The sequence below is a fragment of the Rhodococcus sp. PBTS 1 genome, assembly GCF_001620025.1.
Taxonomy (GTDB): Bacteria; Actinomycetota; Actinomycetes; order Mycobacteriales; family Mycobacteriaceae; genus Rhodococcoides; species Rhodococcoides kroppenstedtii.
In genome coordinates this window covers 4,115,803-4,135,122 of sequence record NZ_CP015219.1, presented here as the reverse complement: position 1 = coordinate 4,135,122, position 19,320 = coordinate 4,115,803, and the positions used below count along the sequence as shown (strand labels likewise).

General features: G+C 70.5%; 18 protein-coding genes. 16 read left to right on the top strand and 2 right to left on the bottom strand.

All coding sequences use genetic code 11. From position 1 onward, the window contains the following. Window positions 1–175: 175 nt before the first annotated feature. Complete coding sequence (locus A3Q40_RS18985) at window positions 176–1,063, bottom strand: DUF5996 family protein (protein ID WP_068104577.1); 888 nt, start codon at window positions 1,061–1,063, stop codon at window positions 176–178. 92 nt (window positions 1,064–1,155) lie between these two features. On the opposite strand from A3Q40_RS18985, the gene A3Q40_RS18980 reads away from it, so the two are divergent. The 16 genes from A3Q40_RS18980 (at window position 1,156) to hglS (ending at window position 18,389) form a co-directional block, all read left to right on the top strand. Beyond that, window positions 1,156–1,548 (top strand): response regulator transcription factor, encoded by a 393-nt coding sequence (locus A3Q40_RS18980; protein WP_082834018.1) that lies wholly within the window; start codon window positions 1,156–1,158, stop codon window positions 1,546–1,548. Between the two features lie 145 nt (window positions 1,549–1,693). Continuing rightward, a complete protein-coding gene (locus A3Q40_RS18975) occupies window positions 1,694–2,059 on the top strand; it encodes an NADH-quinone oxidoreductase subunit A (protein WP_068104574.1) in 366 nt (121 codons plus the stop codon). Window positions 2,060–2,104: 45 nt separating this feature from the next. Further along, the gene (locus tag A3Q40_RS18970; protein ID WP_082834209.1) at window positions 2,105–2,698 is read left to right on the top strand and encodes a NuoB/complex I 20 kDa subunit family protein; all 594 of its coding nucleotides are present in this window, start codon (window positions 2,105–2,107) and stop codon (window positions 2,696–2,698) included. Between the two features lie 20 nt (window positions 2,699–2,718). After that, on the top strand, window positions 2,719–3,354 hold the full coding sequence (locus A3Q40_RS18965; protein WP_068106696.1) for an NADH-quinone oxidoreductase subunit C: 636 nt from the start codon (window positions 2,719–2,721) through the stop codon (window positions 3,352–3,354). Beyond that, window positions 3,354–4,676: an NADH dehydrogenase (quinone) subunit D gene (nuoD, locus tag A3Q40_RS18960; protein ID WP_068104572.1), complete on the top strand. Its 1,323-nt coding sequence runs from the start codon at window positions 3,354–3,356 to the stop codon at window positions 4,674–4,676. The genes A3Q40_RS18965 and nuoD overlap by 1 nt, the downstream gene beginning before the upstream one ends. Then, the gene (gene nuoE / locus A3Q40_RS18955; RefSeq protein ID WP_069972993.1) at window positions 4,673–5,503 is read left to right on the top strand and encodes an NADH-quinone oxidoreductase subunit NuoE; all 831 of its coding nucleotides are present in this window, start codon (window positions 4,673–4,675) and stop codon (window positions 5,501–5,503) included. The genes nuoD and nuoE overlap by 4 nt, the downstream gene beginning before the upstream one ends. Continuing rightward, complete coding sequence (gene nuoF / locus A3Q40_RS18950) at window positions 5,500–6,816, top strand: NADH-quinone oxidoreductase subunit NuoF (RefSeq protein ID WP_068104570.1); 1,317 nt, start codon at window positions 5,500–5,502, stop codon at window positions 6,814–6,816. The genes nuoE and nuoF overlap by 4 nt, the downstream gene beginning before the upstream one ends. Further along, on the top strand, window positions 6,813–9,179 hold the full coding sequence (locus tag A3Q40_RS18945; protein ID WP_068104569.1) for an NADH-quinone oxidoreductase subunit G: 2,367 nt from the start codon (window positions 6,813–6,815) through the stop codon (window positions 9,177–9,179). The genes nuoF and A3Q40_RS18945 overlap by 4 nt, the downstream gene beginning before the upstream one ends. Then, a complete protein-coding gene (gene nuoH / locus A3Q40_RS18940) occupies window positions 9,176–10,516 on the top strand; it encodes an NADH-quinone oxidoreductase subunit NuoH (RefSeq protein ID WP_068104567.1) in 1,341 nt (446 codons plus the stop codon). The genes A3Q40_RS18945 and nuoH overlap by 4 nt, the downstream gene beginning before the upstream one ends. Beyond that, window positions 10,506–11,012 (top strand): NADH-quinone oxidoreductase subunit NuoI, encoded by a 507-nt coding sequence (gene nuoI, locus A3Q40_RS18935; protein WP_068104565.1) that lies wholly within the window; start codon window positions 10,506–10,508, stop codon window positions 11,010–11,012. The genes nuoH and nuoI overlap by 11 nt, the downstream gene beginning before the upstream one ends. Further along, window positions 11,009–11,737, top strand: a complete 729-nt coding sequence (locus A3Q40_RS18930; protein WP_068104563.1) for an NADH-quinone oxidoreductase subunit J — start codon at window positions 11,009–11,011, stop codon at window positions 11,735–11,737. The genes nuoI and A3Q40_RS18930 overlap by 4 nt, the downstream gene beginning before the upstream one ends. Then, entirely contained in the window at window positions 11,734–12,033 is a 300-nt protein-coding gene (gene nuoK, locus A3Q40_RS18925; RefSeq protein WP_068104561.1) for an NADH-quinone oxidoreductase subunit NuoK, read from the top strand. Before A3Q40_RS18930 ends, nuoK begins: the two co-directional genes overlap by 4 nt. Window position 12,034: 1 nt before the next feature. Further along, a complete protein-coding gene (nuoL, locus tag A3Q40_RS18920) occupies window positions 12,035–13,924 on the top strand; it encodes an NADH-quinone oxidoreductase subunit L (RefSeq protein WP_068104559.1) in 1,890 nt (629 codons plus the stop codon). Between the two features lies 1 nt (window position 13,925). Then, complete coding sequence (locus tag A3Q40_RS18915; RefSeq protein WP_068104557.1) at window positions 13,926–15,461, top strand: NADH-quinone oxidoreductase subunit M; 1,536 nt, start codon at window positions 13,926–13,928, stop codon at window positions 15,459–15,461. A gap of 41 nt (window positions 15,462–15,502) precedes the next feature. Beyond that, the gene (nuoN, locus tag A3Q40_RS18910) at window positions 15,503–17,002 is read left to right on the top strand and encodes an NADH-quinone oxidoreductase subunit NuoN (RefSeq protein WP_235606616.1); all 1,500 of its coding nucleotides are present in this window, start codon (window positions 15,503–15,505) and stop codon (window positions 17,000–17,002) included. A 13-nt stretch (window positions 17,003–17,015) separates the two neighbouring features. Continuing rightward, complete coding sequence (hglS, locus tag A3Q40_RS18905) at window positions 17,016–18,389, top strand: 2-oxoadipate dioxygenase/decarboxylase (RefSeq protein WP_068104553.1); 1,374 nt, start codon at window positions 17,016–17,018, stop codon at window positions 18,387–18,389. An 86-nt stretch (window positions 18,390–18,475) separates the two neighbouring features. Here hglS and A3Q40_RS18900 read toward each other — a convergent pair whose 3' ends face one another. Then, window positions 18,476–19,177 carry a type 1 glutamine amidotransferase domain-containing protein gene (locus tag A3Q40_RS18900; protein WP_068104551.1) on the bottom strand — a complete coding sequence of 234 codons (702 nt, stop codon included), beginning with the start codon at window positions 19,175–19,177 and terminating at the stop codon, window positions 18,476–18,478. Window positions 19,178–19,320 lie beyond the last annotated feature (143 nt).

The following is a 19,320-nucleotide window of genomic DNA, read 5'->3' as shown; positions in this document are numbered from 1 at the left end:
GACCACACGCTACGAGACGGGGTGCACGTCGGCAACAGCTGCGACGAAGTGGGCGATTTGTCCCAGTCTGCGTTGAGTGCGCGTTGGCTCGCCACGTCAACGCTCCCGCGGCTACGACGGGGAGGCGGCGGGCACCGGTGTCACGGTGACCTACGCCATCGTCGGGCCCACCCCGTCAGGCGCGAGGCCAGTCGGCGAGATCCGCGGCGACGGCCGCGGTGCTGCGCAGGAACTCCAGCAGCAGTGCGTCGGGATCCTCGGCCCGACGGACGTCGGCGTAGGGCAGGACGAACTCGCCCAGCGCCGCGTCCCAGTGGGCGGCGGCCGGGGTCACGGCGGCCTCGGCGAACCCCTCGGGCTGCGGATAGGCGTAGGAGTAGAACACCCCTTCCGACGCGCCGCCGGGCCAGTAGCCGGCGCTCGAGAGTTCGGCGCGGTAGGCCTCGTGCATCACCCAGTCGGGGCAGTTCGGGATGCCGCCGGGATGGGTCGGCGCCGGCCGCCCCGAGAACCGCGTGACCGCCAGATCGAAAGCACCCCAGAAGAAGTGCGACGGGCTGGACTTGCCGTCGAACTCGGCGCGGAACCGGGAGAAGACCCGATCCGCGGAGACCAGGGATCGCCAGAAGCGGTGCGCCGCCTCGGCGTCGTAACTCGCGTGGACGGTGTCGTCGGCGAACGGAATCGCGGTCTCCAGTTCGACGGGCACGGGCAGATACGTCACCCGGACGTCGAGTGCCCCCAGCATCGCGTCGAACTCTCGATGGAAGTCGGCCACGGACATGGGCCGCAGATCGACGCGGTGGGTGTCGCCGCGCGTCGTCGTGGCGATCAGGGCGTGCTCGACGAAGTCGAACCGGATCTCGAGGCCGCCGTCCCGGTAGGGCATCAGCGACGTCGTCAAGCCCGTGGCGTCGACGTAGAGCGTGACGCCCCACCAGTGATTGACCGGCGGCGCGAGCGCCATCCGCACCTTGCCGACGATCTGCGTCCAGAGATGCAGGGTGTCACGGGTGTCCTGCCAGGACTCCACCTCGAGCGCAGGCCAGATTTCGTGCGTCACACCACGAATCCAATCACGGTTCGGTGCAGAAATCCCCCGTGAGCGTGGAGAACTGCACCGAAAATGCCGGCCGGTCCGCTAGCGTCGGGCGGGTGACGGACGAGTCGGTGACGGTGCTGGTCTACAGCAGTCGCGCCGACACGCGCGCCCTCGTGCACGCCGCCCTCGGCACCCGTCCGCATCCCGACCTGCCGCCCGTGACGTATCTCGACGTCGCGACGGGCCCCATGGTGGTCCGCCATCTCGACGCCGGCACCGTGGACCTCGCGATCCTCGACGGTGAGGCGGCCCCGGTGGGCGGCATGGGCCTGGCCAAGCAGGTGCGCGACGAGGTCGAGGTCTGCCCGCCGCTCCTGGTCCTCACCGGTCGGCCGCAGGACGCCTGGCTGGCGGACTGGTCGCGGGCGGACGCGATCGTCTCGCACCCCATCGACCCGTTCGAGCTCGGCCGCGCGGTCACCGCGCTCCTGCGACAGCACAGCTGACCCGCGAGGTCGCGCGGGGATCACGATCCGACACCGCCGCGAACCCGAGTGTCGAAACCGGACCGCCCGCGACGGGAACGTCCTAGTGTGTGACTCGGATCACGTGAGAAGAGGTCACCACCTTCGACACGGGCAGGAGTGAGCGGTGAACGCCGACGCATACGTTCCGATTCTGGTTCTCGGTGCGATAGCCGTTGCGTTCGCGGTGTTCTCGGTATTCGTGGCGTCCGCGGTGGGCCCGAGGCGCTACAACCGAGCGAAGCTCGAGGCGTACGAATGCGGCGTCGCGCCCACCCCGCAGCGCCCCGGTGGCGGCCGCTTTCCGGTCAAGTTCTACCTGACCGCAATGCTTTTCATCATCTTCGACATCGAGATCGTCTTTCTCTACCCCTGGGCGGTGCACTACGAGGCGCTCGGCGTGTTCGGGCTGCTCGCCATGGGGCTGTTCATCGTCAACGTCTCCGTCGCCTACGCGTACGAGTGGCGACGCGGAGGGCTCAGCTGGGAGTGATCGACCGGACGCGGGTCCCGACGACCCGCGAGAGGTGAGGTGCGCATGGGCGTCGAGGAGAAGCTGCCGAGCGGCTTTCTGCTGACCACCGTCGAGGGGCTGGCGGGCTTCGCTCGCAAGGGCTCGCTGTGGCCCGCGACCTTCGGACTCGCCTGCTGCGCCATCGAGATGATGTCGACCACCTCGGGCCGGTTCGACCTCGCGCGGTTCGGCATGGAGGCGTTCCGCGCGTCGCCGCGGCAGGCGGACCTCATGATCGTGGCCGGACGCGTCAGTCAGAAGATGGCGCCGGTGCTGCGGCAGGTGTACGACCAGATGGCGGAGCCGAAATGGGTTCTGGCCATGGGGGTCTGCGCGTCCTCCGGCGGGATGTTCAACAACTACGCCGTGGTGCAGGGTGTCGACCACGTGGTGCCCGTGGACATCTATCTCCCCGGCTGCCCGCCGCGTCCGGAGATGCTCATCAACGCGATTCTCACCCTGCACGCGTCGATCGCCCGCATGCCCCTGGGCGTCGACCGCGAGCGTGCCGTGCGGGAGGCGGAAGCTGCGGCTTTGGCGGCGCCCGGCGCCGCCGTGTCGACCGCGGCGCCCAGCGCGGACCCGACGTTCCTCGACCTGCCGGCGGTGCCGCGGTGACCGGGCCGACCGACCCCACGATGCCCCGCGGCATGTTCGGCGTGCGCGGTTCCGGCGACACGTCCGGGTACGGCCGCTTCGCCCCACCGATAGCCCGGTCCGACACCGCGTCCCGGCCGTACGGCGAGCCGTTCGACACCGTGATGGACGCCCTCGAGGACGCGCTGGGGCCCACCACGACCGACGCCGTCGAACGGGTGGTGACCCACCGCGGCGAACTCACCGTCCACGTCGCCCGGAACCACCTGCCGGCGGTGCTGTCGGCGCTGCGGGACACCGAGTCCCTGCGCTTCGAGCTCTGCCTCGGCGTCAGCGGAGTGCACGTGCCCGCCGACACGGGTCGCGAGCTGCACGCGGTGTACCACCTGTCCTCCCTCACCCACGGACGGCGGATCCGCGTGGAGGTCTCGGTCCCGGATTCCGATCCGCACGTGCCGTCGTCGTGCGGTATCTACCCGACCAACGACTGGCACGAGCGCGAGACGTACGACTTTTTCGGGATCCTGTTCGACGGTCATCCGTCGCTGACCCGCATCGAGATGCCCGACGACTGGGAGGGGCATCCCCAGCGCAAGGACTATCCGTTGGGCGGCATCCCCGTTCAGTTCCACGGCGCCACCATTCCACCCCCCGACCAGCGGAGGTCCTACTCCTGATGACACCGCACCAGCAGGTCACCGACGCGCCCGTCGAACCCCGGGTCTACACCGCGGGCGGGCAGGACTGGGACGAGATCGCGGACCTTGCGAGTGCCGCCGGGGACGAACGCATCATCGTCAACATGGGCCCGCAGCACCCCTCCACGCACGGCGTGCTCCGCCTGATCCTCGAGATCGAGGGCGAGACGGTGACCGAGGCCCGGTGCGGAATCGGCTACCTGCACACCGGTATCGAGAAGAACCTCGAGTTCCGCACCTGGACGCAGGCGGTCACCTTCGTCACGCGCATGGACTATCTGTCCCCGTTCTTCAACGAGACGGCCTACTGCCTCGGGGTCGAGAAATTGCTCGGCATCACCGACGACATCCCCGAGCGGGCGTCGGTGATCCGCGTTCTGTTGATGGAGCTGAACAGGATCTCCTCGCACCTCGTCGCCCTCGCCACGGGCGGTATGGAACTCGGCGCGGTCACGGCCATGCTCTTCGGATTCCGCGAGCGCGAGCTGATCCTCGACATCTTCGAGACCATCACCGGCCTGCGCATGAACCACGCGTACATTCGCCCCGGCGGTGTCGCGATGGACCTGCCGAGCGACGCCGTCCCGAAGATCCGAGAACTGCTCCAGCTGTTGCCGGTTCGGCTCCGCGACATGAGCGCCATGCTCGACGACAACCCCATCTGGAAGGGCCGCACCCGCGGGATCGGCTTCCTCGACCTCACCGGATGCGTGGCGCTGGGGGTCACCGGGCCGTGCCTGCGCGCGACGGGTCTGCCGCACGACCTGCGTCGGGCGGAACCCTACTGCGGCTACGAGAACTACGAGTTCGACGTGATCACCGAGACCGAGTCCGACTGCTACGCCCGCTATCTCATCCGCGTCGACGAGATGGCGGAGTCGCTGAAGATCGTCGAGCAGTGTCTGGACGCGCTGCACCCGGGGCCGGTGACGATCGCCGATCGCAAGATGGCCTGGCCGGCGAACCTGGTGTCCGAGGCGGACGGGCTGGGTCAGTCCCGCGATCACGTCCGCACCATCATGGCCGGCTCCATGGAATCGCTGATCCACCACTTCAAGCTGGTGACGGAGGGCATCCGCGTCCCGGCCGGCCAGGTGTACTCCGCGGTGGAGTCACCGCGGGGCGAGCTTGGGGTACATCTGCTGTCCGACGGCGGAACCCGGCCCTACCGAGTGCATTTCCGCGATCCGTCGTTCACCAACCTGCAGGCGGTCGCGGCCATGTGCGAAGGCGGCATGGTCTCCGACGTGATCGCCGCGGTGGCGAGCATCGATCCCGTCATGGGCGGGGTGGACCGATGAGCGCGCGCGAACCGGTGCTGGTGCCGTTCGGCCCGGCCCCCGAGGAGCGGGTCCAGCTGGTGCAGCCCGGTGCTCGTCGGACGTACCCGGCCGAGGTCCGGGAGCGGCTCGAACGAGACGCGGCCACCGTCGTCGCCCGCTACCCGCGGCCCCGCTCGGCCATCATCCCGCTCCTGCATCTTCTCCAGGCGGAGGACGGCTACCTCACCCCCGCCGCCGTCGACTTCGTCTCGCACACCCTCGATCTCACCGGAGCCGAGGTGGCCGCCGTCGCCACGTTCTACTCGATGTACCGACGCGAGCCCACGGGCGACTACCTGGTGGGCGTGTGCACCAACACCCTGTGTGCGGTGATGGGCGGCGACGCGATCCACGCCGCGCTCACCGAGCATCTGGCCGACGATCCGGGGTCGGTCACCCTCGAACACATCGAGTGCAACGCGGCCTGCGACTACGCGCCGGTGGTCATGGTCAACTGGGAGTTCTTCGACAACCAGACGCCGGAATCGGCGCGCACCCTGGTCGACGACCTGCGGTCCGGACACCCGGTCACTCCCACCCGCGGCACCACACTGTGCACGTTCCGCGAGACCTCGCGCATCCTGGCCGGATTCCCGGACCCCCGGCCGGGTGCCAACGACGCCGCCACGGCGGGCGACGCGACGCTGGCCGGTCTGCGCGCCGCACGCGAAACCGGCTCCACGGCACCCGATCCGAGCTCGGCCGAGGAGACGACGACCGGGGTCCCCGACGTCCCGACCGACTCCACTCCCGACGAGCCGGCGCCCGCGCCGTCCGCCGACGTTCCCGGGAAGGAACCGCGATGACGCTCACTCCGGTGCTCAGCCGGTACTGGGACCACCCCCGGTCCTGGACGCTCGAGACCTACCGCGACCACGGCGGCTACGACGGGCTGGCCGCGGCTCTCGCACGGACGCCCGACGAGGTGATCGGGCTCGTGAAGGACGCCGGACTACGGGGTCGCGGCGGGGCGGGGTTCCCCACCGGCGTCAAGTGGAGCTTCATCCCGCAGGACGGACCGACGCCGGCGGACCAGTCGGTGCCCCACTACCTGGTGGTGAACGCCGACGAGTCCGAGCCCGGGACCTGCAAGGACATGCCGCTGCTCATGGCGACGCCGCACGCACTGGTCGAGGGCATGATCATCGCGGCGTACGCCATCCGGTGCGCCCGCGCGTTCGTGTACCTGCGCGGCGAGGTGGTGCCGGTCCTGCGTCGCCTGCAGACCGCCGTGGCGGAGGCGTACGACGCCGGGTACCTGGGCACCGACGTCCTCGGATCCGGGTTCGATCTCGAGCTCGTGGTCCATGCGGGCGCGGGCGCCTACATCTGCGGTGAGGAGACCGCGCTGCTCGACTCGCTCGAGGGTCGACGCGGCCAGCCGAGGTTGCGCCCACCGTTTCCCGCGGTCGCCGGCCTGTACGCCGGACCGACGGTGGTCAACAACGTCGAGTCCATCGCGAGCGTGCCGTCGATCCTGGCGAACGGCGTGGACTGGTTCCGCTCGATGGGCAGCGAGAAGTCGCCCGGGTTCACCCTCTACTCCCTCTCGGGACACGTCGAACGGCCCGGCCAGTACGAGGCGCCGCTCGGTATCACCCTGCGCGAGTTGCTGACTTACGCCGGGGGAGTGCGCGCCGGCCACGAGTTGAAGTTCTGGACGCCCGGCGGGTCGTCGACGCCGATCTTCACCGCGGAGCACCTCGACGTCCCGCTCGACTACGAAGGGGTCGCCGCGGCCGGGTCGATGCTGGGCACCAAGGCACTGCAGATCTTCGACGAGACCACCTGCGTCGTCCGCGCGGTCCGTCGGTGGAGCGAGTTCTACGCGCACGAATCGTGCGGCAAGTGCACTCCGTGCCGGGAAGGCACCTACTGGCTGGTGCAGATCCTCGCCCGGATGGAGGAGGGAACGGCGTCCGAGGACGACCTGCAGAAGCTGCTGGACGTGGCCGACAGCATCCTCGGAAAATCGTTCTGCGCGTTGGGCGACGGCGCGTCCAGCCCCATCGTGTCGTCGGTGAGGTTCTTCCGGGAGGAGTACCTCGAGCACGTGCGCGGCGGTGGGTGCCCGTTCGACCCCCACGCCTCGACTCTGATGGCCGGAGCGCTCGCATGACGGCCGCGCCGGAGACCCGGACGGTGGACCTGACCATCGACGGGATCCCGATCAGTGTCCCCGCGGGCACCCTCGTCATCCGCGCCGCCGAGATGCTGGGCATCACCGTGCCGCGGTTCTGCGACCACCCGCTGCTCGACCCGGTCGGGGCGTGCCGACAGTGCCTCGTGGACGTCGAAGGACAGCGAAAGCCGTTGGCCTCCTGCACCACCACGGTCAGCGACGGCATGGTCGTCCGGACCCAGCACAGCTCCGAGGTCGCCGAGAAGGCACAGCGCGGCGTGATGGAACTCCTGCTCATCAACCACCCGCTGGACTGTCCGGTCTGCGACAAGGGCGGCGAGTGCCCCCTGCAGAACCAGGCGATGTCGACCGGCCGCACGGAGTCCCGCTTCACCGAGACCAAGCGGACGTACCCCAAGCCGATCCCGCTCTCCACCGAGGTCCTGCTCGACCGCGAGCGGTGCGTGCTCTGCGCGCGCTGCACGCGGTTCTCAGAGCAGGTGGCGGGCGATCCGTTCATCGATCTACTCGAACGCGGTGCGCTGCAACAGGTCGGCATCTACGGCGCGGAGCCGTTCCGATCCTACTTCTCGGGCAACACCGTGCAGATCTGCCCAGTCGGGGCGCTCACCAACACCGCGTACCGGTTCCGGGCGCGGCCGTTCGATCTGGTGTCCACGCCCAGTGCGTGCGAGCACTGCGCCGGAGGCTGCGCGCAGCGCACGGACCACCGTCGCGGGGTGGTCCTGCGTCGCCTCGCGGGCGACGATCCCGAGGTCAACGAGGAGTGGAACTGCGACAAGGGCCGGTGGGCGTTCGCCTACCTCACCGAGCCCGACCGTCTCACCACCCCGCTGATACGCGGGCCGGAGGGTGAGCTCGTCCCCGCGTCGTGGCCCGAGGCCCTGGCCGTCGCCGCACGCGGCCTGACCGCGGCCCGCGGCAACGCGGGCGTGCTGGTGGGCGGACGCTCCACCGTCGAGGACGCCTACGCGTACGCGAAGTTCGCGCGGGTCGCGTTGGATACCAACGACGTCGACTTCCGAATGCGCGCGGTCTCGGAGGAGGAATCGGACTTCCTCGCCGCCCGCGTCGCGGGGCGCGGGCTCGGAGTCACCTACGCCGACCTCGCCGCCGCGCCGATCGTCCTCCTCCTCGCACTCGAACCCGAGGAGGAGAGCCCGATGATCTTCCTCCGCCTGCGGAAAGCGGTGCGCACCGGCCGAACTCGCGTCGTCGCCGTGGCGTCGCACCGGTCCGACGGGGCGCGCAAACTGTCCGCCGACGTCGTGCAGGCCGTGCCCGGGTCCGAGGCCGACGCCCTGCGGTCGCTTCCCGACGACGTCCGGGCGCTGCTGGCGACACCGGATGCGGTGATCCTGATCGGCGAGCGCGCCGCCGGCCGTCCCGGCCTGCTGACCGCGGCCGCCGAGACGGCCGACGCCACCGGGGCGTCGTCGGCCTGGGTCCCCCGTCGGGCCGGTGATCGCGGCGCACTCGACGCGGGCGCGCTGCCCACCCTGCTGCCCGGTGGGCGACGGGTCGACGACGACGACGCGCGTCGAGCGGTGGCCGAGGCGTGGGGAGTGGCGGACCTGCCGTCGGCTCCCGGCCGGGACGTCGCCGCGATGGCGGACGTGTCGTACGCCGCCCTGGTCGTGGGCGGGGTGGACGCCGTCGACGCACCCGATCCCGACGCCCTCCGCGGTGCGGTGGATCGTGCGAACTTCGTGGTGGCGCTGAACATCCGCCGCTCCGAGCTGACCGATCGGGCCGACGTCGTCTTCCCCGTCGCGGCGGTGACGGGGAAAGCGGGCACCTACGTCGACTGGGAGGGACGACGGCGCACCTTCCCCGCGGCGCTGCCCACGGCGTCGCTGCTCCCCGACGGCCGCGTGCTCGACGCGCTGGCGGACGCGATGGGCCACGCGCTGGGGACGAGCGATCCGGTGACGACGCTCGCCGAACTCGATCGGCTGGGGTCGGATCCGACGGACCGGCCGATGGTCGCCCCGGTGTCGCCCCCGCGTCCGACCGCCGCTGCCGGCACCGCCGTGCTCGACGGGTGGCGGATGCTGCTCGACGGCGGCAGCCTGCAGGACGGGGAGGACGCCCTCGCCGGGACGGCGCGCACCCCGGTCGTGCGGCTGTCGGAGGCCACGGCCGCCGAGGTCGGCGTCGCCGACGGCGATCCGGTGACGCTGTCCACCGATCACGGTGCGGTGACCTTCCCCCTCGAGATCGCGGACCTGCCGGACCGCGTGGTGTGGGCGCCGCTGCACGCCCCCGGGGCGGCGCTGCAGGACCATCTCGGCGTCGGCCCGGGTGCGACGGTTCGGGTGGCGGGAGGCGCCCGATGACCCCCGAGGCTCCCGACCTGGCGCTGTTCGGAACGGACCCGATCTGGCTGATCGTCGCGAAGGCGCTGGCGGTCTTCGTGTTCCTCGTGCTGACCCCGCTGCTGTGTATCCTCGCCGAGCGCAAGGTCATGGCGTGGATGCAGATGCGGTTGGGGCCCAACCGCACCGGGCCGTTCGGGCTGCTGCAGTCCCTGGCCGACGGCATCAAACTGGCGCTGAAGGAAGGCCTGGTGCCCGCCGGCGTCGATCGCCCGATCTACCTGCTGGCGCCGGTGATCTCGGTGGTCCCGGCCTTCATGGCGTTCGCCGTCATCCCCTTCGGTCCGACGGTGTCGGTGTTCGGCCATGTCACGCCGCTGCAGTTGACCGACATGCCGGTTGCGGTGCTCTACGTGCTCGCGGTGACGTCGATCGGGGTCTACGGCATCGTGCTCGCCGGGTGGTCGTCGGGGTCGACCTACCCGCTGCTCGGGGCCCTGCGCTCGACCGCGCAGGTGATCTCCTACGAGGTCGCGATGGGTCTGAGCTTCGCGGCGGTGTTCCTGCTGGCCGGCACCATGTCCACGTCCGGCATCGTCTCCGCTCAGGAGCGCCTGTGGTTCGTGGTGATGCTGCTGCCGTCGTTCCTCATCTACGTGGTGTCGATGGTCGGCGAGACCAACCGCGCCCCGTTCGACCTGCCGGAGGCGGAGGGCGAACTGGTGGGCGGCTTCCACACCGAGTACTCCTCCTTGCGCTTCGCGATGTTCATGCTCGCCGAGTACGTCAACATGGTCACCGTCTCCGCCCTGGCCACCACCCTCTTCCTCGGCGGGTGGCGCGCGCCGTTCCCCGTCAGCTGGTGGGAGGGGGCGAACCAGGGCTGGTGGCCGGTGCTGTGGTTCACGATCAAGGTCTGGATGTTCCTGTTCGTCTTCATCTGGCTGCGCAGCACCCTTCCGCGCCTGCGTTACGACCAGTTCATGGCCTTCGGCTGGAAGGTCCTCATCCCGGCCGCCCTGCTCTGGGTGATGGTGGTCGCCGCGGTGCGGGTCCTGCTCGTGGACTCGCCGCACGTGCGGCCGGCGACCGTCGTGGTGTCGCTCGTCTTCACGCTCGCCCTAGCTCTGGTGCTTCGCACGCGGCTGCGCCGGGCGCGGCTGCCCCGGACGGTGGCCGAGCCCGGCGCCGTCGAGGACACGCACCTCGCCGACGGGGGTTTCCCGGTGCCGCCCCTGCCCTCACGGATCGCCCGTGAGCCGGCGTCTCGAACCACGGCGTCTCGAACCACGGCGTCTCGAACCACCACGTCCCGACCCACCGCATCCCGACCCGAGGAGCGAGCAGATGCCCCCTGACGGACCCGGCCCGCTCGCCGGATTCGGCGTGACCTTCTCGACGATGTTCAAGAAGGCGCACACCGAGTCCTACCCGGAGGAGAAGCGCCCCACCGCCACGCGCTATCACGGGCGGCACCAGCTGAACCGCTACGCGGACGGACTCGAGAAGTGCATCGGGTGCGAGCTCTGTGCCTGGGCGTGTCCGGCCGATGCAATCCACGTCGAGGGCGCGGACAACACCGAGGCGCAACGCTTCTCACCCGGTGAGCGGTACGGGCGGGTGTACCAGATCAACTACCTCCGGTGCATCGGCTGCGGCCTCTGCATCGAGGCCTGCCCCACCCGCGCGTTGACGATGACCAACGACTACGAGATGGCGGACGACAACCGCGAGGACCTGATCTACGGCAAGGACAAGCTCCTCGCCCCGCTCGCCGACGGCATGGAGGCACCGCCGCACCCGATGGCCGACGGTGCCACCGACGACGACTACTACCGCGGGACCGTGCGGTGACCGGCGAGGCGGTGGTCTTCTGGATTCTGGCTCCCCTCACCGTGATCGCCGCGCTCGGAGTGGTCGCGTCCGCGAAGGCGGTGTACTCGGCGCTGTTCCTGGCCTCGACCATGGTGATGCTCGCGGTGTTCTACATCGTTCAGGGCGCAGTCTTCCTCGGCGTGGTGCAGATCGTCGTCTACACCGGCGCGGTGATGATGCTGTTCCTCTTCGTGCTCATGCTCGTGGGCGTCGACACCTCGGACACGTTGACCGAGAATCTGCGCGGGCACCGCGCCGCGGCGGTGGTGATCGGGCTCGGGTTCGGGATCTTGCTGATCGGCGGCCTGGGCAACGCGTCGTTGACCGGGTTCACCGGGTTCACCGGGGACGCCGTGGCGGGCGCCGGCACGGTGGAAGCCCTGGCCGAGCTGATCTTCGTCCGCTACGTCTGGGCGTTCCAGCTGACCGGCGCCCTGCTGATCACCGCCACCATCGGCGCGATGGTGCTGACGCACCGGGACCAGGTGGGCTCTGCGAAGACACAGAAGCAGTTGTCGCAGGAGCGATTCCGACGCGGCGACCGCGTGACGCCCCTGCCGAGCCCCGGCGTCTACGCCCGGCACAACGGGGTGGATCGGCCCGCGCGGCTGCCCGACGGCGCTCCGGCTCCCATGTCGGTGGGACGCCAGTTCCGCACGTCCCCCGACACGCCGGCGGAGAAGACCGACGGGAGGTTGCCGTGAACCCCGACCACTACCTGTACCTCGCCGCAGTGCTCTTCACCATCGGGGCGTCCGGAGTGTTGTTGCGGCGCAACGCCATCGTGGTGTTCATGTGCGTGGAGCTCATGCTCAACGCGGCCAACCTGGCCTTCGTCACGGTGGCCCGCACCCGGAGCGAGGTCGACGGTCAGGTCTTCGCCTTCTTCACCATGGTGGTCGCGGCCGCCGAGGTGGTGGTGGGTCTGGCGATCATCATGGCCATCTTCCGATCCCGTCGATCCGTCTCGGTCGACGACGACAGTCTGCTGAAGTTCTGACGTGGGCACCACGCTCGCTCTGCTCCCCGGCCTGCCGCTGCTCGGCGCCGCGGCGCTGCTGCTCGGCGGTCGTCGGACGGACCGGTGGGGACACGTCCTCGCCACCGCGCTGGTGTTCGCCTCCTTCGGCGTCGCGGTGGCCGCGTTCGTCTCGATGCTGGACCGACCGGTCGACGAGCGCCGCGTCGGCGCCGTCCTGTTCTCCTGGGTCCCCGCACCGGAGCTGTCGGTCGACTTCGGCCTGGCCCTCGACCCACTGTCGATCTGCTTCGTCCTGCTCATCACCGGGGTCGGCGGTCTCGTCCACGTCTACTCCACGGCCTACATGCGCGACGACCCGCACCGACGCCGCTTCTTCGCCTACCTCAACCTGTTCGTCGCGGCCATGCTCGTCCTGGTCATGGCCGACAACTTCCTCGGCCTCTACCTCGGGTGGGAAGGCGTCGGGCTCGCGTCGTACCTGCTCATCGGGTTCTGGTCCCACAAGCCGTCGGCGGCCACGGCGGCGCGGAAGGCCTTCGTCGTCAACCGGGTCGGCGACATCGGCCTGGCCGTCGCCCTCATGATCATGGTGGCCGAGGTCGGGTCGGTCTCCTACGACGCGGTGTTCGCCGCCGCCGGCACCGAGCTCGGCCAGGGCACCACGACGGCGCTCGGGTTGCTGCTGCTCCTCGCCGCGTGCGGCAAGTCGGCCCAGGTTCCACTGCAGTCCTGGCTCGGTGACGCGATGGAGGGCCCCACCCCGGTGTCCGCCCTGATCCACGCGGCCACGATGGTGACGGCCGGGGTTTACCTGATCGTCCGGTCCGGCGCGATCTTCGAGGCCGCGCCCGCGGCGCAGACGGCCGTGGTGGCCGTCGGCGCGGTGACGCTGCTGGTCGGCGCGATCATCGGCTGCGCGAAGGACGACATCAAGAAGGCGCTCGCGGCGTCGACGATGAGCCAGATCGGCTACATGGTCCTCGCCGCCGGCCTCGGCCCCGCCGGGTACGCCGTCGCGATCATGCACCTGCTGACGCACGGCTTCTTCAAAGCAGGACTGTTCCTCGGCGCCGGTTCGGTGATGCACGCGATGACTGACGAGACCGACATGCGACGGTACGGCGGGCTCGCACGCGTACTTCCCGTCACCGCGGTCACGTTCGGTCTGGCCTACCTCGCCATCATCGGCGTGCCCCCGTTCGCCGGGTTCTGGTCGAAGGACGGCATCATCGAGGCGGCGTTGGACGAGGGCGGGGTGCGCGGCGTCCTGCTCGGCGGCGCCACCATCCTCGGCGCCGGCATCACGGCGTTCTACATGACGCGGGTCATGATCCTCACCTTCGGTGGCCGCCCCCGCTGGGACGCCGCCGAGGTACATCCGCACGAGGCGCCGGTGTCGATGACCGCGCCGATGGTGATCCTCGCGATCGGATCGGTCGGCGCGGGAGCCGTTCTGGCCGTAGGAGATCGGCTCTCGGGCTGGCTGGCCCCGGTGGTCGGCGAGCACGAGCCCGCGCATCTCGTTCCCGTGTGGGTGGTGACGGCCGTCGTGCTCGCCACCGTGGCGGTCGGCGTCGGTCTTGCCGTCCGGCAGTACGCCCGACGCGAGGTGCCGCTGGTGGCCCCGGCCGGAGGCCGCCTCACCCGCGCGGCACGACGGGATCTCTACGGCGACGACCTCAACGAGGCGATCGCCATGCGCCCCGGTCAGCGCCTCACGGCCGGAATCGTCCGTCTCGACGAGGTCGGCGTGGACGGGGCGGTTGGTGCGGTGGCGACCACAGTGCGCTCCGCCTCGGACCGACTTCGACTGCTGCAGAACGGGTTCGTCCGCACCTACGCCCTGTCGATGTTCGGCGGCGCCGTCCTGGTCCTCGCCGTCACGCTCGCACTCGGATCGGGGTCCTGACATGCTGACCGCTCTCTGGGTCCTGCCCCTGCTCGGCGCCGTGGCCGCCCTGATCGCCCCGCGCGGGTCCGCCTCCGCGGCCAGGGTGGTCGCGCTGCTGGCCTCCCTCGCCGCGTTCGCCCTGTCCGTGGTCGTCGCCGTGCGCTTCGTCCCCGGCGCCATGGGTTACCAGTTCGTCGAATCCGCCACCTGGATACCGCGATTCGGCGCCGGGTACGTCCTCGGTGTCGACGGTGTCGCGCTCACCCTGGTGCTGCTGACCACGGTTCTGGTGCCGCTGCTGCTGCTCGCCGGGTGGCGAGACGTCGAAGGCCGCGGCGCGGCGTCACGCCGCCCGCACACCTACGTGGCGCTGATCCTCGTGGTCGAGTCGATGGTGCTGGTCTCCCTGCTCTCCCTCGACATCCTGCTGTTCTACGTGTTCTTCGAAGCCATGCTGGTGCCGATGTACTTCCTCATCGGCGGCTTCGGTCCGCGCGTCGGTGCTGCACGCGCAGCGGCGGTGAAGTTCCTGCTCTACAACCTCGCCGGGGGTCTGGTGATGCTCGCGGCCGTCATCGGCCTGTACGCCGTCACCGCCGCCGAGGCATCACCGTTCTCGGCCGGGACGTTCGACGTGCGGGCGATCGCCGACGCGGCCGCCACCGGCGACCTCGGCGCGAGCCCCGCCGTGATCAACGCGATCTTCCTCGGCTTCCTGGTCGCCTTCGCCGTCAAGGCGCCGCTCTGGCCGTTGCACACCTGGCTGCCGGGCGCCGCCGTCGAATCCACGCCGGCCACTGCGGTTCTCATGATGGCGATCGTCGACAAGGTGGGGACGTTCGGCATGCTGCGGTACTGCCTGCAGCTCTTCCCCGACGCGTCGGCCACGTTCGCACCGTGGATCGTCGGGCTCGCGGTGATCGGCATCGTCTACGGGGCGATCCTCGCGATCGGCTCGACGGACATGATGCGCCTCATCGCCTACACGTCGATCTCGCACTTCGGGTTCATCGTGCTCGGCATCTTCGCCCTCACCGCGCAGGCCCAGGCCGGGTCGACGCTGTACATGCTCAACCACGGCATCGCCACGGCCGCACTGTTCCTCGTGGCCGGCTTCCTGGTCGCTCGTCGGGGCACCGCCGAGATCGCCGACTACGGCGGGGTCGGCCGCACCGCGCCCGTGCTGGCCGGCACGTTCCTGATCGCCGGCCTGGCCACCCTGTCCCTGCCGGGACTCGCCCCGTTCGTCAGCGAATTCCTGGTCCTGGTGGGCACGTACGCCCGGTACGAGGTCGCGGCGGTGGTCGCCGCCGTCGCGCTGGTCCTGTCCGCGGTGTACATCCTCTGGCTCTACCAACGGGTGATGACGGGACCGACCACCGAGGCCGACCGCCGCATCCGCGATCTGGTCCCGCGTGAACTCGTCGTCGTCGCACCGCTTCTCGTGCTCGTGGTGGGACTCGGCGTCTACCCGAAGCCGATGCTCGACGTCATCACCCCCGCCGTGGACCGGACCTCGGTCCAGCCGGCGGAGCAAGGAGTGGCAGCACCGTGACCGTTCCGACTCCGTCCGTCGAGTACGCCCTCCTGTCCCCCATGATCATCGTGCTCGCCGCTGCGGTGATCGCAGTGCTCGTCGAGGCCTTCGTCCCGGCCGAGGCGCGGCGCCGGACCCAACTCGTCCTCTCCCTCGGTGCGCTCGCCGCGGCGCTCGCGGCCGTCGTCGCGCTGGCCGGAGCCGAAGACCTCGTCGTCGCGGGAGCGCTCGCCGTGGACGGCGTCACGCTGGCGCTGCAGGGCATCATCCTGGTCGTCACCGCCGGCGCCGTCGCGCTGGTCGCGCACCGAACCCTCGACCACCCGGAAGCCGAGCGGGTGGACGCGTTCACACCGCAGGCGTCCGTCGTCCCCGGCAGCCTCGCCGAGGCGCGCGCGGTGACCGCCCGGCTCACCCGTACCGAGGTCTATCCGCTCACCCTCTTCGCCGCCGGCGGCATGATGGTGCTGCCCGCCTCCGCCGATCTGCTGACGATGTTCGTGGCCCTCGAGGTGCTCTCGCTGCCTCTCTACCTGCTCTGCGGACTGGCGCGGCGACGACGGCTGCTCTCCCAGGAGGCGTCGCTCAAGTACTTCCTGCTCGGGGCGTTCTCGTCGGCGTTCTTCCTCTTCGGGGTGGCCCTGCTCTACGGGTACGCGGGGACGGTCGATCTCGCGGGCATCGCCGAGGCGAGTGCGACCGGATCCGCCACCGACCCACTGCTCGGGGTCATGGGCGTCGGGCTCGTGGCCGTCGGGCTGCTGTTCAAAGTCGGTGCGGTGCCGTTCCATTCGTGGGTTCCCGACGTGTACCAGGGCGCGCCGATTCCCGTCACCGCGTTCATGGCGGCGGCCACCAAGGTGGCGGCGTTCGGCGCCCTCGTCCGCGTCCTCGTCGTCGCCGCGCCCGCCCTCGAGGATCAGATCCGGCCGATGCTGTGGGCGGTGGCGATCGCGACGATGGTGGTGGGCGCCGTCGTCGCCGTCACCCAGACCGACGTGGTGCGCATGCTGGCGTACTCGTCCGTCGCACACGCAGGGTTCCTGCTGACCGGCGTCGTCGCAGGGAACGCGGGCATCGCCGCGACGCTGTTCTACCTGGCGGCGTACTCCGTCAGCACGCTCGGCGCGTTCGCGGTGGTGTGCGCCGTGCGCGACGACGGCGGCCCGGCCACCACCCTCTCCCGCTGGGCGGGCCTCGGCAGCCGGTCGCCACTGCTGGCCGGAGCGTTCGCCCTGTTTCTGCTGGCCTTCGCCGGCATCCCGCTCACGAGCGGTTTCACCAGCAAGTTCGCGGTGTTCGAGGCCGCGCTGTCGGAGGGCGGTGCCGCACTCGTGGTGGTCGGTGTCCTGTCCAGCGCCGTCGCCGCGTCGTTCTACGTGCGGGTGATCGTGGTGCTCTTCTTCACCCCGGCGGAGGAGTCCCCGCCCACCGTCGACGCCGGGCCGGGCGTCATCGTGGTCGTGGGCGCGGCCGCCATCGTCACCGTCCTTCTCGGCGTCGTTCCGCAACCGCTGCTGGACCTGATGGATCACGCGGCGGCACTGCTGGCGACGTGACAGGCTGCCGGCCATGACCGTTCGATCGCCGCACCGCGACCGGTACGACGCGAGCGCGCTGCGCACCGCGTTCGCCGCCCGGCTCTCCGCGCTGTACGGGCGGGAGGTGCCCGCGTACACCACGCTGGTCGACGTCGCCCGCGAGGTCAACGCCGACGTTCTGGCCGCCCGCGGCCCGGAGGCGCAGCGGCTCGGGTCGATCGAGCGGGTCACGGCCGAGCGCCACGGGGCGATCCGGGTGGGCACTCCGGCCGAGCTCGCCGCCGTGGCCACCGTCTTCGGCGCCCTCGGCATGTATCCCGTGGGGTTCTACGATCTGCGCGAGACGGCCGCGGCGGTGCCGGTGGTCTCCACCGCGTTCCGGCCGGTGGATCGAGACGAGCTGGCACGCAATCCGTTCCGGGTGTTCACCTCGATGCTCGTCGTCGACGACCGCCGGTTCTTCACCCCCGATCTCGCCGCCCGTCTGAGCGAGTTCCTCTCCCGCAGAACGCTGTTCCCGCCGTCGCTGCTCGCGCTGGCGGACCGCGCGACGCAGGAAGGCGGGCTGGAGGCCGACGACGCCGAGGCATTCCTGTCCGCCGCCACCGCCGCGTTCGCCCTGTCCCCCGAGCCGGTCGATCGGAACTGGTACGCCGAACTCTCCCGCGTCTCCTCGGTGGCCGCCGACATCGGCGGTGTCACCAGCACCCACATCAACCATCTGACGCCGCGCGTGCTCGACATCGACGAGCTCTACACGCGGATGCAGGCCCGCGGCATCGAGATGATCGACACCGTGCAGGGTCCCCCGCGCTGGGGCGGGCCGGACCTGCTGCTCCGCCAGACGTCCTTCCGCGCCCTGGCCGAACCACGACGCTTCCGCGAGCCGGACGGCCGCATCACCGACGACACGCTGCGGGTGCGCTTCGGCGAGGTGGAGGCACGAGGACTGGCCGCGACGCCGCGCGGACGGGAACTTTACGACCGCCTGCTCGTCGAACCCGGTGACGCAGCGGCGAACTGGCGGGCTGCCGCTCCCGCCACGGAGCGCGGGATGCTCGACGCCGACCTCGCCTACTTCACCCTCGCGCCCACCGAGAAGCGCCCGGACGGACCACCACCGTCCACCGTGGCCGATCTGCTCGACGGGGGATGGGCCGTCGCCACGCCCGTCGTCTACGAGGACTTCCTGCCCGCGTCCGCCGCCGGCATCTTCCGCTCCAACCTCACCGGCAGCAGCCGTCGTGACGACGAGTCCGACGGTGCTGCAGTCGATCTCGCGTGGCTCGAGGGGGCCGTCGACCGCCCGATCCACGACCCCTACGCGCTGTACCATGCCGAGCGCGCCGCCTCGCTCGACGCCGTCGTCGCGCACTGGACGCTTCCGACCAGGCCGACACGGTAAGCGCGAGTTCTGCCACACGATCGACCGCGAACTCGCGGATCCGCGAAATCCGCCGTGATCGTGTGGGAGAACTCGCCCGCCGAGGCCTAGCTGAGCGCAGCCACCACCCGTTCGGCCAGCGGAGCGGTCGACGCGGGGTTCTGGCCGGTGTAGACGGTGCGGTCCACCACCACGTGCGGCGACCACGCCTCGCCGGAGGAGAACGACGCGCCGCCCTCCCGCAGGCGGGTCTCGAGCAGCCACGGCGCCTTGTCGGCGAGACCGGCCTGCTCCTCCTCGGTGTTGGTGAAGCCGGTGAGCTCGTAGCCGGCGAAAGGCCACGAGCCGTCGTCACGTGTCGCGGCGAGCAGCGCGGCGGGCGCGTGGCAGACGGCCGAGACCACCTTGCCGCTGTCGAGGAACTCGGTGACCAACGACCCGAACTCCGGGGAGACGGCCAGGTCCTCCATCGGGCCGTGCCCACCGGGCACGAACACCACGTCGAACGACGCCGCCGTCTGCTCCTCGAGCTTCGCCGGTGCGGCGAGCACGTCCTCGATGTCGGCGAGGTACTGCTTCAACTCCGCGACCTTGGCCTCGTCGCCACCGTTGGCGTCGACGGCGAGCGAGCCCTGGTCGACCGTCGGGCGCACCCCGCCCGGGGTGGCGACGACGACGTCCCAGCCGGCATCGACGAAGGTGCGATGCGAGGCGACCAGCTCCTCCGCCCAGTAGCCGGTGGGGTGCGTCGATCCGTCCTTCAAAGTCCAGTGGTCGGCGCCGGTCACCACGAACAGCAACGTCGTCATGAGAGAAGTCCTCGATCCGTCGAGAATGGAAAAGCAGGGTCCGCACATCGCATACCCGGAAATCCGCCGCGGGGAACGCGGAAGAGGCGACGGACGTTGATCGGGGAAGAACGGCAGATCCCGATCCCCCCGAGAGGTGCACC

Excerpts from the sequence above, each read along its gene's own strand:
- nuoD (WP_068104572.1), top strand. The coding sequence starts at position 3,354 with ATGACACCGCACCAGCAGGTCACCGACGCGCCCGTCGAACCCCGGGTC.
- A3Q40_RS18915 (WP_068104557.1), top strand. The coding sequence starts at position 13,926 with ATGCTGACCGCTCTCTGGGTCCTGCCCCTGCTCGGCGCCGTGGCCGCC.
- A3Q40_RS18970 (WP_082834209.1), top strand. The coding sequence starts at position 2,105 with ATGGGCGTCGAGGAGAAGCTGCCGAGCGGCTTTCTGCTGACCACCGTC.
- A3Q40_RS18965 (WP_068106696.1), top strand. The coding sequence starts at position 2,719 with ATGCCCCGCGGCATGTTCGGCGTGCGCGGTTCCGGCGACACGTCCGGG.
- hglS (WP_068104553.1), top strand. The coding sequence starts at position 17,016 with ATGACCGTTCGATCGCCGCACCGCGACCGGTACGACGCGAGCGCGCTG.
- nuoN (WP_235606616.1), top strand. The coding sequence starts at position 15,503 with ATGATCATCGTGCTCGCCGCTGCGGTGATCGCAGTGCTCGTCGAGGCC.
- nuoI (WP_068104565.1), top strand. The coding sequence starts at position 10,506 with ATGCCCCCTGACGGACCCGGCCCGCTCGCCGGATTCGGCGTGACCTTC.
- nuoE (WP_069972993.1), top strand. The coding sequence starts at position 4,673 with ATGAGCGCGCGCGAACCGGTGCTGGTGCCGTTCGGCCCGGCCCCCGAG.
- nuoH (WP_068104567.1), top strand. The coding sequence starts at position 9,176 with ATGACCCCCGAGGCTCCCGACCTGGCGCTGTTCGGAACGGACCCGATC.
- A3Q40_RS18900 (WP_068104551.1), bottom strand. The coding sequence starts at position 19,177 with ATGACGACGTTGCTGTTCGTGGTGACCGGCGCCGACCACTGGACTTTG.
- nuoF (WP_068104570.1), top strand. The coding sequence starts at position 5,500 with ATGACGCTCACTCCGGTGCTCAGCCGGTACTGGGACCACCCCCGGTCC.
- A3Q40_RS18945 (WP_068104569.1), top strand. The coding sequence starts at position 6,813 with ATGACGGCCGCGCCGGAGACCCGGACGGTGGACCTGACCATCGACGGG.